Here is a 13,224-nt window from a genome sequence, read left to right as displayed (position 1 = left end):
TACATACGATAGCCCCGCAGTTGGAAAGCTCCGGGGCTATTTTTTTATGCTTACTTTTGTCAGCGATCAGCAATAACAACACTTGTCAAATAATATACTGATCAATTGATTGTTATTGATTGCTACAGATATGAGTACCCGGCGTAAACTGAATATAATTATCCCAATTGTCGTGTTAACCTTTATTGGTGCATATGCCAAACACAGGCTGATAGACAACAAACAGCTGCCAGAAGGCCGTTTGCAGGATAAAGCTATGAAAGAAATTTCCGGGATCTCGGCTTCGGGTATTAACCCCGCTATTTATTATGTACATAATGATAGTGGTGATACCTGCCGTTTTTTTGCAATTAACGCAGATGGCAAGCTAAAGTCAACCATTTACTATCAGGCCGACAGGAGCGCTAACGGCGTTTACGACTGCGAAGACATTGCAGTAGGTCCCGGTCCTTTTAAAGGGAAAAGTTATATCTACCTTGCAGATATTGGCGATAATAGCGCAACGCGCCGCTACGTTACTATAAACCGGGTTGAAGAAAGTAACAGCTGGAGCAAAGACAGCATTGCCCATGCCGTTCAGGCACCACTATACGTTAAATATCCGAAAGGCGCCCGCGATGCAGAGGCACTGATGGTTGACCCTATAGAGAAACTGCTTTACATAGTAACTAAGCGGTACGACTCTGTAGAGGTTTATACCACACCACTCAACTTTAAGGCTAAAGATACCGTGACGCTAAAATTCCAGACGCGTTTATTTTTTAGCGGTATTAAACCATTTAAATGGATAACTGCCGCCGATATTTCAAAAAAGGGCGATCAGATACTGGTTAAGAGCTACGAAAAGGTTTACTACTGGCAACGCAAAAACGGCGAACATGTATGGCAAACCTTACAGCGCAAACCCGAAGAGCCGCCTTATAAACCGGAAAAGCAGGGAGAGGCCATAGGCTTTACGTTTGATGGAAAAGGCTATTACACCACCAGCGAAGGAGTTTACTCACCTATTTATTACTATCCAACGCCGCCACATTAGTAAACGAATTAAAAAGCCCTGTTGCTTACAGCAACGGGGCTTTTTCTTACTTACCGGTGGTATCGCGCTCTGCCAAATCCATACCGCATCTAGAACAGGTGCCTGGTTTATCGCTTGTAATTTCCGGATGCATTGTGCAATAGTATTTGCCTTTCGGCTTTGTAGATTCTTTAGCTGTTTTGTTGCTTTCGTTACTGCAGCTGTTTACTCCTAAGGTGAATGCTGCCAGTGTTAATATCAAAATGGATCGTCTCATAATACTATTTGTTTTTTATAAATGCGGCAAAGCCGAATAACGCAGCAACCAGCACACCCAATGCGGCCAGCATACTCACTATATCGCGGATATTTTTACCCGCCCAGCTCATGCCGAAATACTTGTGTAAAAATATAAATGAAAAGCCTTCAGCGCGGTCAATCCCGGCAACTTTTGTAGCCAGCTTGGATGTTGTTGTTTCAATATACCAATTTTCACCGCCAGGTAATTCTACTTTTTGCACGGGCAGCCGTTTATTTATAAAACCGTATTCGTTGTTAAATTCGCGCACCTGACTAACCTTGTTCTTATTTAACGCTGCTTGCTTTGCATTTCCAGACCGGTAAAAACCGGCCAGGAACACAGCGTACTGCTCATCGGCACCTGGAAGTAACCGCCCGGTTGCTGCACTATAATACTTCACGTTCTTCTTTGTATCAACAATCTGATAAAAAACCGACCGGTTAAATTTCACCAAACTAATTTGTTTAATGAGGCTGTCTGGCAAAGGCAGTTCAAGGTTTGATTTGATTAGCTCCGTTCTACTGATCAATTGCTCATATGCTTTCTTCTCCGGTTGGATATTGTGAAGTTTTACTAACAAATGGAAAGCACCACTAATCATAAAGGTAAACATCACAAATGAAACGATCAGCCCGATTTGCCGGTGATAACGGTGTACAAATCGCTTGTCTTCTTTCCCTGTTTCCTTACGGCTTTGCTGTGCGGCCTTGAATTTCTTCCAAAAGAATCCGTAAACGGTTAAACCGCTTAGCAGCGACAGGCACATGATAGTAATGATAATCATCAAAATAATGATCCGGAACTGCTCGCCGCCTATTGCTGCCAAAAAAGACCAGGTATGGAACTGCTCGAACAACCAAAGCATATTTTTGCGGGTGTTGTTATTAAACGTCCCCATTCTGCTATGGCTGGTTTCGATGTAAACATCCATAGCATCAGGCCGGTCAAAAGACACCTTCCAAACCGGCAGCAATCTGTTGATAGGTTGGTAATGTTCATCAAACGTTTTTTGCAGCGTGATAGAGTTAACAGTCGATGTAGAATCCTGTGTAAAATATCTGGCCAGGTAAACGGCGTACAAACGGTCGCCATTTTTTAGCTGCCCGGCATCAGTTGCCGAATAATAATTGGCAACACTATCCTTATCCAAAACCTGGTAGTAAGTTTTGCGGTTAAAATTAATAAGGGTAAAATTCCTGATTTCGCCAATGCCATTTTTATCCAATACCTGTTGAATGGATAACGCGGGCCTTAATTCACTTTGTAAGCCCGGTTTAAATACCTCAAGCGCAATAGTTGGCCTAAACCAGTTAGACATGAAAGGGTGCGATAATCCGCTCAGCGTCCAAAAAATCACTGGCACAAGCGCTGTTAAGCCGAGGATACGATGCCACTTATAAAAGTTTTGTTTTGCAGTTGCCATGGCTTAATTTTTTGAAAATGAATAACTAACACCCAATGTATAAATTCGTGGCGGTGCAGCGTTGTAAGTGTCGCCATATTGATTGCTGGTTACCGTAGTGGCATATAACTTATTGGTTAAATTAAGCGCATTAAACCAAATACCTAACCCTTTCAAATTACTGCCTTTTGCATCGTAGCCTAAACGAGCATTAACAATATCGTAACCTGCATAGGTTTTAGTGTTAGCCGGGTTAGTGAAATAGCCGTTGATATGCTGCCACTCGCCCCCTATACGGAATCCATTTAAATAAATCGGCTTATACGTTAATTCTGAATTGGCTATCCATGCAGGGGCGTTATTCATGCGGTTGCCGTTATAACTAATTACCGTGTTTGCACCCGTTGCATAGTTTGTGCTCACCTCGCTGTAATCGACATAAGTATGGCGCGCGTTGGTGCCGCTGAACCTGATGGCAAGTTCCCTAACAGGTGCGTAAGCTATCGAGTATTCGATACCTTGATGACGTGTTGCACCCGCATTTTGGTTTTGTGTGGTATTATCGGGAAGCAACTGGTTAATGATCTCATTGCGCCCTTCCAAATCATAAAGTGTGACTTCTACATACATTTTTTTATTAAGCGCCGTAAACCAGCCCCCTGCCTCGTAGTTATTAAAAGTTGCCTGTTTAAGCGGCGTTAACTGCCTTGCACTGTACAGGTCACCAGTCTCAGGTGGTTGAAAGCCAACACTGTAATTAGCATATAAACCTTTATTGTTACCAAAGTTGTAAGTAAGCCCTAGTTTCGGGGCCACAATATTAAAATCGTTGGTCTCCTGTTGTTTGTACTTGGTACTGCCTGCAGGTATACCGTTAGTAAAATTATAGTGGATTCGGTCATATCGTAAACCCATAACAATTCGTAATGCCTCTGTTGGCTTCAGTTCGTATTGTGCGTAAGCCGCCGTGTTAAACAGCTTAATCTTATAGTCATCTATGTAGCGGCCTGTGTTGCTGTATCCGGTATAATAATTATTAGCCACATCTTTAGTAATGTCTAAAAAGCGGGCATAGTAAGAACTTGGGCTGTTATCAACGTAAAGCCCCGCAATTAAACGCGAATGCAGAAAGTTCAAATCCTGCCGGTGCTGGGCCAAAACGCCTACACTATTGAAGCGCTGATCGTTTTCTTGTCCGTTAGAACTTATGTAATTACCGGCATTGTCCCTGACATCTGAAATAAAATAACTTGGCAACTGGGCCGTGGAATTTTTGCGATAAAACAGGGTTACAAAAGCGTTGCTTCGCTCGTTCCAGGAATGCTCCAGTTTACTATTAGCACGGAAGGCACTTACTTTACGATAGGTAAAGCGCTGGTTAGAACCGTAACTGCGGCTGTAAAATTTAGCGCTGTCCAGGCTACCAGGCGTTTGTGTATTCAAATAATTATAAGCTACCGATGTGGTAAGGCGGGTGGCATTATCAAAATCATATGTAGTTTTAAAGTTACCGGATCGTTTGTCAAAGTCGCTGTAGTCCTGCCAGCTATCCCTTTGGCGGGCAATATACCCGCCCACGTAAAGGCCAAATTTGCCGCTGCTAAAGCCTCCGTCGGCATCAACCCTGCGGTAGTGGTAATTATCGCCCTGGATAGACACATTACCTGCGTAACCTGCCGGCGGGCCCTGGGTAATAAAGTTAATGGCACCACCAATAGCGTTACTGCCATAGAGTGATGATGCCGGACCTTTTATCACTTCAATATCTCGCACGCCGCTCATATTGATCTCGTAGAGCGAGTTGTGATTAAAGATTCCTGTCGGTCGGATAGGCAGGCCATCCTCCATGTACAAATACAAAGCGTTATAGGTAATAGGCTGGCGGATAGCCATGGTATGCTGCTCGTTCCCCAGATCAACCATGTAAACACCCGTTACCTTGTTGAGTAATTGGTAAAGCGCGGTTGCCCTGGTATCGTGAATTTGGGTTGCGTTTATTTTACTGATGGCAATGGGTGCATCTTGCCTGGCCTGCCGTTCCCTGCTGGCAGATATCACAACCTGCTGCAAATTCACAGTAGATGGCTCAAGGGTGATTTCAACATGGCCGCTACCTGTCAGCGTATAAATTTTCTCGGCGTAACCGATCATGGTAATACGCAGCGCTTTCTCGCCATCAAGATTGATGGTAAACCTTCCTTTGGCATTGGTTGTAGTAAGTGCTGCACCGCTAGCAGCGTTGCCAACCATCGCTCCTGCTATTGCCTCGTGTGTGCGTGCATCCGTAATAGTACCCGTTAAGGTATTTTGACCGTAGAAAATGGCCGAGCAAAAAGATAATAAAGTATAAAGTATTAGAAATGGTCTCATAGATCATATAAGGTTTACCCGGTGTAAAACCGTGGGCATAAACAAAATGCAGCGGCGCACTAAAGCACAGGAAATACACAGGCCATTAGCCTCCGATACGGCTGCAATAATTAAATTAAAGTGATCTAAGAGAGCCGGGGCGGCTGAAATACCGTGCGTGACTGTTGCGGCAGATAAATGCGGTGGTTAGGCACTGCAGTTACCGATAGTAAAACGGAATGGAACTTGGTTACAGCCGGTTGGTTGTAAAAAGCTTCCTGGAAAAGGTTTTTTTGCGCCTGCCTGCTTGCGCTGCTTTGTTTTTCTTCGGCTTGCTTTATCTTTTTCATAAAATAGCATTTGCCGTTACAGTGCATCCACGGCTTATTGCGATTTTCGCAAAGCTTGGTTACAATGTAGTTTTTGTTCAATTCAAAGCCTGCGTAAACAAATAAGCGCGAAAAGTTCGCTGATAGCAGCGAAACAATAAGTAAATATGCGATTATACGTTGCATGCGCGGCAAAGGTAGTGCTTGGTTTAATAGCTAACAACTACTAAACAAAAAACCCTGCTTAAACGGCAGGGTTTTGAAAACTTTCAATCAGCGGTACTTATTTTGCTTTACGCATTAACTTGCTGTGCAGTTTGTCTTCGCCAACGGTTACGTCCATTCCAATAGAATCGGCGTAGCACTTGCCGCTATGGGGGATATCCATGCCCTGTACGTTTACCGAAAAAGTAATAACATCACCTGCAAGCTTTCCATTGTCTATAGCCGTTTCGCCTTGAGGTGAGGTAGCCGTACCGGTAACTTTAGCACCATCAATTTTAAAAGTATAGCTTAGCGGGATGGTGTTGCCGTCAGCCATTTTAAGATCGCCGGTCCATGTGCCTGCAACATCTAACAAAGCAGCTGCCAAACAGATCATAAAGCAGCAGGATAATAAAGCAGTAGTAAAGATTTTTCTTTTCATATTAATTTATTTAGATTACTAAAAGTAGGACTTTTATTAGTTGAAATTGTTACTTAAATATTAATTAATGAGTAATGTCTACCTGGCTGTATTTACCCCTAAGCTGCGTTAATTGTATCTTAAGGTTCATTTTTACTTCCTGCTTACGCAGATGATAGCCAATTGCTGTAATTTTATAAAAACTAATTTTATGAAGGTTGAAATTTGGAGTGATGTGATGTGTCCATTCTGCTACATCGGTAAACGCAGGTTTGAGGATGCCCTGCAACAATTTGCACATAAAGACGATGTGGAAATTGAATGGAAGAGCTTTCAGCTTAACCCGGATATGGTGACCGCTCCCGGGGTTAGCATCAATCAATACCTGGCCGATGCCAAAGGCTGGACGCTTGACTACGCCCGGCAGATGAACAACCACGTAACCGAAATGGCTGCCGAGGTTGGTTTACATTACAACATGGACAGGGCCGTTGTTGCGAATAGTTTTAAAGCACACCAATTTACTCATCTGGCCAAAAAGCATGGCTTAGGTGACGCTGCCGAAGAACAACTTTTTAAAGCCTACTTTACCGACGGCAGGAATGTTGACGATACAGAGACACTTGCTGAATTGGGGACTGAGATTGGGCTTGACGCTGCTGAACTTAAAGAATTGCTTGCAATAAATGCCTTTGCCGATGATGTAAAGCATGATATAGCCGAAGCATCATACCTGGGTATCCGTGGGGTGCCGTTTTTTGTGATGAACGGCAAATACGCTGTGTCCGGAGCGCAAGCTGTACCTGTGTTTACTGAAACTTTAGAGAAAGCTTATAGCGAAGTTAAGCCGTCATCAGAGATTATGAACGGACCGGTTTGCGGCCCCGACGGCGATTGCTGATATTTCAACCATGGCTCGAATATAAATTGTAAATTGCCAACATAATCAATATCAGGTGGCTACAATAAAAAAGCTCTTTTTAGGACTCTGTTTGTTTACAATGCTTATCCAGGGCTGTAAACTTGATGCCCCGGTATATCCGGATGGCGCCGCAACAAGTTCAGGAACGGGGACAAATACAGGAACCAATACCGGGACTGGGACAGGAACTGGTACAGTTACAAGTGATGACAACGGTTTATCCATCGGCCCGGAGAATACTGTACTGTTCCAGTTAGAAGGTGGAGCAATTACAACAATGTCTAACCCATCATTAGCCGTGCAAATGGACGGTGAAGACCCGTCATATCCTAACGGTTACACGCAGATCAATGCGCTTGATGTTTTGGCCGGACTAACTTTCAGGATAGAATTTAAATCTGCCCATGCAGGTACTTTTACAATTCACGGCATAAACATCAATGCACGGGCTTACAATATTTCAAATTTAGATGTCGGTACGGTTAAGGTAACCCGGTTTGATGCAAGTAACAACAATGGCATCACCCACGGCATAATAACAGGTCAGTTTACCGGCCAGCAAGTGCGCATGACCGATAATGCTTTAGTTAATGTAAAAGGATCATTTAAAATCAACATACCTTAGCAGCTGACGTCAACTAAAGAGTAAAAAATAATCCTTACCTTAGTGTTAAAAATACACTAAGAAAAATATTGGAAACAACTTTGCCCACATACAAATTTGATAAAGGCACACTGCGCGTAGCGGTGGGCACGCTGTTTTTTATGGCAGGTCTTTGCTTTGCAAGCTGGGCATCTCGCATAGCAACAATTCAACAGGAGCTTAACCTAAGCGATGCTGCACTCGGCGGCGTCCTGTTTGCCACCCCTGTTGGCCTTATGTGTTCCCTGCCTTTTTCAGGGTGGGTAATTACAAAAATCGGCAGTCGTAAATTACTTATTGCGTCATCCGTTGTTTACGCCTGCTGCCTGGTTACGCTGGGGCTTTCACAGTCAGTTTTCCAATTGGTGGTTTGCCTTACGTTATTCGGCTTTTCAAGCAACGCGGTTAACATATCGGTTAATACGCAGGCAGTAGCAGCAGAAGAGCTTTATCAGCGACCAATCCTGGCGTCGTTTCATGGCATATGGAGTTTAGCTGGCTTTACCGGGGCAGGTATCGGCACGTTCATGATCGGCAAGAATATTATTCCGGCTCAGCATTTCATAATCATATTTATTATCATCGTTATCGCCGTTGCCATATCATCTAACTATTTAAAAAACGATAAGGTGGCCAGCTCCGGGCCGGTATTTGTACTGCCGGATAACTCACTGATCAAATTGGGAATCATTGCCTTTTGTTCGATGATATGCGAAGGCGCTATGTTTGACTGGAGCGTGATTTACTTTAAAAAGGTTGTTTTAGCCCAGGCCGGCTGGATGGGCGCAGGCTACACTGCGTTTATGCTCACCATGGCTACCGGCCGTTTTATTGCCGATTGGTTTGCCCATCGTTTTGGATTGAAACGCACATTGCAGATCAGTGGATTATTAACAGCCACAGGTTTACTCACCGCAGTGGCATTCCCTTACATTTATACCGCTATGCTGGGCTTTTTGCTGGTTGGCTTTGGGGTATCATCTGTTGTCCCCCTGGTTTACAGCGCCGCTGGCAAATCAAAAACCATGTCGGCAGGGGTAGCGCTGGCGGCAGTGTCAACCATTGGGTTTATGGGTTTTTTGATCGGACCACCGGTAATTGGCTTTATTGCCGGGCTCGCGTCTTTAAGAGCATCGTTTACCCTGATAGCAGCCATGGGTATTTGCGTTAGCGTCGTGGCTACAAAAGCAAAAATTTAACGCCTGCCGGCATCATCATTCAGATCACTTTCATTTGGGTTCAGCACGTACTCAAAATTTTGGTACCCGTTATGAAAACTAAATTTTAGCCGCTCATGAGGCAGGTTGATATCTAAAGATATTGCGGCTATGGTTTGAGGCAGGTTATCCCTTATCAGTTTCAGATCGGTAACATGTGGCATTTCAACCGCTATGTCATCACCTTTTGGTTCAATCTTCCAGTCTTTTATATTGGCGGCACGTAATACATCCACCCATTTTTGTTGATATGCGTTCATAAGTTTGCTATTGATAAAGGCAAAACATCGTACCCTTAATTAAGTTTTACCTCTGGCGGCTAAGGCCCTATCATTTATTAACAGTCGCTATCACATATTTTCCATAAAGCCCCAACCTCGTCACCCGGTTTTGAAACATCATTTTAGGGTCATGTGCAAATAAGCGGAAATCAGCCTCGCTCTTTTGCCCAGTGTAAGGCGTATAAAAGTGATCCATATGGGCGTTGCGCCAGGCCATAACATAACTCAGTTTATGACTGCCAATTGCAGGCAGCAAAACACTCGTCCACCAATCGGCCTGGGGTATCGTTTCGTAACCAGTTTCGGGCAGGCACGCGAGCTTGTGATTTTTTATAGCAATCGCATCTAACAGCGACAAACGCTTATCCAGATTCATTTGATACTTCGCCACATTTTTATAGCAGTAGTTGTCAAACCCAATAAAATCCACATAATCACTACCAGGATATCGGGCCATGAAATCTGCCTCGGAATCAAAATCGGCAACAGAATATACAATGAGCAGGTTGTGCAGTTTCTTATCGTTACGCAGATAGGTGATTGTAAACTGCCACAAGGCCTTGAATTCGTCTGCCGTACTAAATTTTGCGCCCCACCAAAACCAACTTCCTGTTAGCTCATGAAACGGCCTGAATAAGATTGGCACTGCCTCGCCTGTAGTGCCGTTAATACTACCCATGTATGCTGCAGCTCTGTCAAGATACTTTACATAAGTATTATGATAGGCGCCACCAGGAAGCAGCATAGCTATAGATCGTGATGTAGTATCCCAGGCGGTTTTACCATTTGCAGGGTTGTCCATATGCCAGCAAAATGTATTTACCCCTCCCCTGTCATATGCCTGGCGAATCAACTTTTTTTGATACTCAAACGGGATGTTATTGATGTCCCTGGTACTATCATGCTCAATCCGGGCCAGGTCCCATCCATAAACTGCCGGATAGTTGCCGGTAATGGTTTTAACATCGCTGTTACCGGGCTCAAAACACCAGCCGATGCCATAGGCGGTATCATCATGATGACCGAACATTGTACCGGCATCAACCAACCGCTGCATACTATAATAAAGTTCACGGGTTTCACGAGTAGCCAGTTTATCACAGGGATCGTATAATTGAGCTGTTGCACTTGCGCTACAGAAAAATAATAATCCAACAATAATGATCCGGCAATAAGTGATATTCATATAGGTTTTTGATAGTCTAACTATACACTGCAAATCAGTAACTATTAGCTACATCAGCATTATATAAAAGAGTTACGAACTTAATAATTTGCGGCAAGAATTTATTTAAGCAGAGGGATAATTATTGGCATTGCAACGCAGTCCCGCATTTGTACACGCTCGGCATGTGTTTAAACGACACAATAATCTGACCATATATCCAAAAAGGTCAAATCGTCGTTGGTTTGTAATAATTGCGTTATTACAAACAAGTTCTGATACAATTTGTACTGATAATCAAGTGTAGTATGTACTAATTTATACCTTTGCCCCTATTAATGTCTACCACAAAAAGCATCCGATCATCCGTCCCTTCGCGCTTCGAAAAAACAAAGGGTAAAATAGCCGCATTTTTTATGATGCTGGACAGGGTTTACTCTTTTGTACTGCGCTTTTTTAAGGAAGTTTTTTTACCCCCTTACGAATTTAAAGAGATCATACGCCAATGTTATGAGGTGGGTGTGCGTTCGTTTACTCTGATATCCCTTACCGGTTTTATTGTGGGTGTGATTTTCACCAAGCAAAGCCGCCCCTCACTTACTAATTTTGGTGCCGAGTCATGGTTGCCCTCGCTGGTATCTATCGCGATAATGAAAGCCCTTGCACCGCTGGTTACTGCGCTGATTGCTGCCGGCAAGGTAGGATCAAGTATTGGTGCTGAATTGGGATCTATGCGGGTGACCGAGCAGATAGACGCGATGGAGGTATCGGGAACCAAACCCTTTAAATTTTTAGTTTGTACGCGTGTAATCGCTACCACTATTGCTATACCCTTGTTGGCTACCTATACCGCGCTCATTGCACTGTTGGGTGGTTATCTTAATGTTAGCCAAAATGAGGGCACCAGTTTTACCACTTTCATGGAGCAGGCCTTTGAGCCGCTAACCTTTGTAGATTTTTGGGCCTCACTTTCAAAAGCCATCGTTTTTGGTTTTACCATAGGCATTGTGGGCTGCTATCAGGGCTATAATTCAACAAAAGGTACCGAGGGTGTGGGTAAAGCCGCTAACGGCGCTGTGGTAACAGCAATGTTCCTGGTTTTTATTGAAGAAGTTTTAATTGTACAAATAGCCGGCTGGTTCCGATAATTGATATGGAAAAACAAAAGGCACAAATAGATACAAATAACCAGGTCATCAAAATCCGTGGACTGGAGAAATCATTTGCCGATTACGACGTGTTACGCGGGATTGACCTTGACCTGTACCAGGGCGAAAATCTGGTAGTGCTTGGCCGCTCGGGTACGGGTAAATCCGTACTTATCAAACTGATCTCGGGCTTGTTAAGTCCGGATAGCGGGAGCATAGAAGTACTAGGCAACGATGTAACCAGTATTAGCGAAAAAGAATTACAGGAATTGCGCATACGTATCGGCTTTTCATTTCAAAACAGCGCGTTATACGATAGTATGACGGTGCGTAAAAATCTCGAGTTTCCGCTTGTCCGAAACCGCAAAGGAATCACCCGGGCCGAAATAGACAAAAATGTAGAAAGCGTTTTAGATGCCGTAGGCCTTTCGCAAACCATCAATCAAATGCCGTCAGAACTATCTGGCGGGCAGCGCAAGCGGATAGGCATTGCACGCACATTGATTCTCAATCCAGAAATAATGATGTATGATGAGCCTACCGCAGGCCTTGACCCGATAACTTGTATTGAGATTAACGATCTCATAAACGAGGTGCAAGCCAATTACAAAACTTCTTCTATCATTATCACACATGATTTAACCTGCGCAAAACAAACAGGCGACCGTGTAGCTATGCTGCTTGACGGCCAGTTTCAACGCGTGGGCACATTCGACGAGGTATTCGCGACAGACGATAAGCGCGTTAAACCTTTTTACGATTATAATTTTACAGAATAATATTAGTACCCTATATAATGGATGCATCAGAAAATAGAAAATCAATAACAGTAGGCATTTTTGTGCTGCTTGGCGTAGTAGTGTTTGTTATTGGCGTACTTACTTTAGGCGGGCAAAACAAAAGCTTTGTTAAAAGCATACACATCAGCTCGGTATTTAGTGACGTATCGGGCTTGAAAAAAGGCAACAACGTTTGGTTCTCGGGGGTTAAAGTTGGGGTGATCAAAAGCCTTCGCTTTACCGGCAACTCACAGGTTGATGTAATAATGAGTATTGAAGCTGCGTCGCAGCAATACATTCATCGCAACGCCGGCGTACGGATAAGCAGCGACGGGTTAATAGGTAATAAGATCATTGTTATAGACGGCGGCAGCCCGCAGGCACCTATTGTGCAGGATGGCGATGTGCTGCAGTCTGAAAAACTGCTATCTACGGACGATATCATGAAAACCCTGCAGCAAAACAACCAAAATTTGCTAGCCATTACCACAGACTTCAAAACACTCGGCCATCAGATCCTTGCCGGCAAAGGTACCGTTGGCGCGCTGTTAACGGATAGCACCATGGCTGTGCAGCTTCGTGCGGCAATGCGCAATTTACAGGCCACTACGCAAACCGCATCACGCATGGCAGCCCAGCTAAACCAGTTCAGTAATAAAATGAATACTAAAGGCGGATTTGCTGATAAATTGCTTACAGATACCGTCGCCTATGCCCGGATACAGGAATCGGTTACCAAACTACGCGAGGCAGCAAATAACGCTACTGTACTTACCGAAAACCTTAACAAAGCTAGTAACAAACTCAACAGCACAGATAATATAATGGGCGTACTACTTAACGACCCGAAAGGTGCCGAAAAGGTGCAAACCACTATCAACAACCTGCAGCAAAGTTCAGTTAAGCTTAACGACGACCTTGAGGCCGTACAGCATAACTTTTTACTTCGTGGTTTTTTTAAAGACCGCGAAAAAGCAAAAAAGGATAGTTTAAAAAGAAAGATGTAAGTTTCTTAGCTAGCAATATTAAAGCGGTGATTTAAGTTTCA

Annotated in this window: 14 protein-coding genes; 7 read left to right on the top strand and 7 right to left on the bottom strand. The window is 43.8% G+C overall.

Translation table 11 applies throughout. The annotated features are described in order from the left end of the window. Positions 1-130 precede the first annotated feature (130 nt). Complete coding sequence (locus tag ACE5CV_RS06730; protein WP_374949403.1) at positions 131-1,036, top strand: hypothetical protein; 906 nt, start codon at positions 131-133, stop codon at positions 1,034-1,036. Positions 1,037-1,082: 46 nt separating this feature from the next. On the opposite strand, the gene ACE5CV_RS06725 is transcribed toward ACE5CV_RS06730, so the two are convergent. The 5 genes from ACE5CV_RS06725 to ACE5CV_RS06705 form a co-directional block, all read right to left on the bottom strand. Further along, complete coding sequence (locus ACE5CV_RS06725) at positions 1,083-1,292, bottom strand: heavy metal-binding domain-containing protein (RefSeq protein ID WP_374949402.1); 210 nt, start codon at positions 1,290-1,292, stop codon at positions 1,083-1,085. 4 nt (positions 1,293-1,296) lie between these two features. Continuing rightward, a complete protein-coding gene (locus ACE5CV_RS06720; protein ID WP_374949401.1) occupies positions 1,297-2,739 on the bottom strand; it encodes a hypothetical protein in 1,443 nt (480 codons plus the stop codon). A 3-nt stretch (positions 2,740-2,742) separates the two neighbouring features. After that, a complete protein-coding gene (locus ACE5CV_RS06715; RefSeq protein ID WP_374949400.1) occupies positions 2,743-5,088 on the bottom strand; it encodes a TonB-dependent receptor in 2,346 nt (781 codons plus the stop codon). Positions 5,089-5,213: 125 nt separating this feature from the next. Further along, positions 5,214-5,582 (bottom strand): hypothetical protein, encoded by a 369-nt coding sequence (locus ACE5CV_RS06710; protein ID WP_374949399.1) that lies wholly within the window; start codon positions 5,580-5,582, stop codon positions 5,214-5,216. 97 nt (positions 5,583-5,679) lie between these two features. Then, on the bottom strand, positions 5,680-6,042 hold the full coding sequence (locus tag ACE5CV_RS06705) for a hypothetical protein (RefSeq protein ID WP_374949398.1): 363 nt from the start codon (positions 6,040-6,042) through the stop codon (positions 5,680-5,682). Positions 6,043-6,232: 190 nt separating this feature from the next. Between ACE5CV_RS06705 and ACE5CV_RS06700 the strand changes: the two genes are divergently transcribed. The 3 genes from ACE5CV_RS06700 to ACE5CV_RS06690 all read left to right on the top strand — a co-directional run bounded on the left by ACE5CV_RS06700 (position 6,233) and on the right by ACE5CV_RS06690 (position 8,785). Then, positions 6,233-6,922: a DsbA family protein gene (locus tag ACE5CV_RS06700; protein WP_374949397.1), complete on the top strand. Its 690-nt coding sequence runs from the start codon at positions 6,233-6,235 to the stop codon at positions 6,920-6,922. Between the two features lie 100 nt (positions 6,923-7,022). Beyond that, positions 7,023-7,568 (top strand): hypothetical protein, encoded by a 546-nt coding sequence (locus ACE5CV_RS06695; protein WP_374949396.1) that lies wholly within the window; start codon positions 7,023-7,025, stop codon positions 7,566-7,568. 80 nt (positions 7,569-7,648) lie between these two features. Further along, complete coding sequence (locus ACE5CV_RS06690; protein WP_374949395.1) at positions 7,649-8,785, top strand: MFS transporter; 1,137 nt, start codon at positions 7,649-7,651, stop codon at positions 8,783-8,785. On the opposite strand, the gene ACE5CV_RS06685 is transcribed toward ACE5CV_RS06690, so the two are convergent. Together ACE5CV_RS06685 and ACE5CV_RS06680 are read right to left on the bottom strand one after the other, a co-directional pair. Then, entirely contained in the window at positions 8,782-9,063 is a 282-nt protein-coding gene (locus tag ACE5CV_RS06685) for a hypothetical protein (RefSeq protein ID WP_374949394.1), read from the bottom strand. The two genes, ACE5CV_RS06690 and ACE5CV_RS06685, sit on opposite strands and share 4 nt — an antisense overlap. 70 nt (positions 9,064-9,133) lie before the next feature. Then, complete coding sequence (locus ACE5CV_RS06680; protein ID WP_374949393.1) at positions 9,134-10,270, bottom strand: glycoside hydrolase family 26 protein; 1,137 nt, start codon at positions 10,268-10,270, stop codon at positions 9,134-9,136. A gap of 395 nt (positions 10,271-10,665) precedes the next feature. Between ACE5CV_RS06680 and ACE5CV_RS06675 the strand changes: the two genes are divergently transcribed. From ACE5CV_RS06675 to ACE5CV_RS06665, 3 genes are read left to right on the top strand one after another with little or no spacing between them, the layout of a single operon-like run. Further along, on the top strand, positions 10,666-11,397 hold the full coding sequence (locus tag ACE5CV_RS06675; protein WP_374949426.1) for an MlaE family ABC transporter permease: 732 nt from the start codon (positions 10,666-10,668) through the stop codon (positions 11,395-11,397). Positions 11,398-11,402: 5 nt separating this feature from the next. After that, positions 11,403-12,176, top strand: a complete 774-nt coding sequence (locus ACE5CV_RS06670) for an ABC transporter ATP-binding protein (RefSeq protein WP_374949392.1) — start codon at positions 11,403-11,405, stop codon at positions 12,174-12,176. Between the two features lie 17 nt (positions 12,177-12,193). After that, positions 12,194-13,183, top strand: a complete 990-nt coding sequence (locus ACE5CV_RS06665; RefSeq protein WP_374949391.1) for an MlaD family protein — start codon at positions 12,194-12,196, stop codon at positions 13,181-13,183. Positions 13,184-13,224 lie beyond the last annotated feature (41 nt).

Source organism: Mucilaginibacter sp. (assembly GCF_964263795.1).
In the GTDB taxonomy this organism is placed as follows: domain Bacteria; phylum Bacteroidota; class Bacteroidia; order Sphingobacteriales; family Sphingobacteriaceae; genus Mucilaginibacter.
This window is presented reverse-complemented; position numbering and strand designations above follow the sequence as displayed.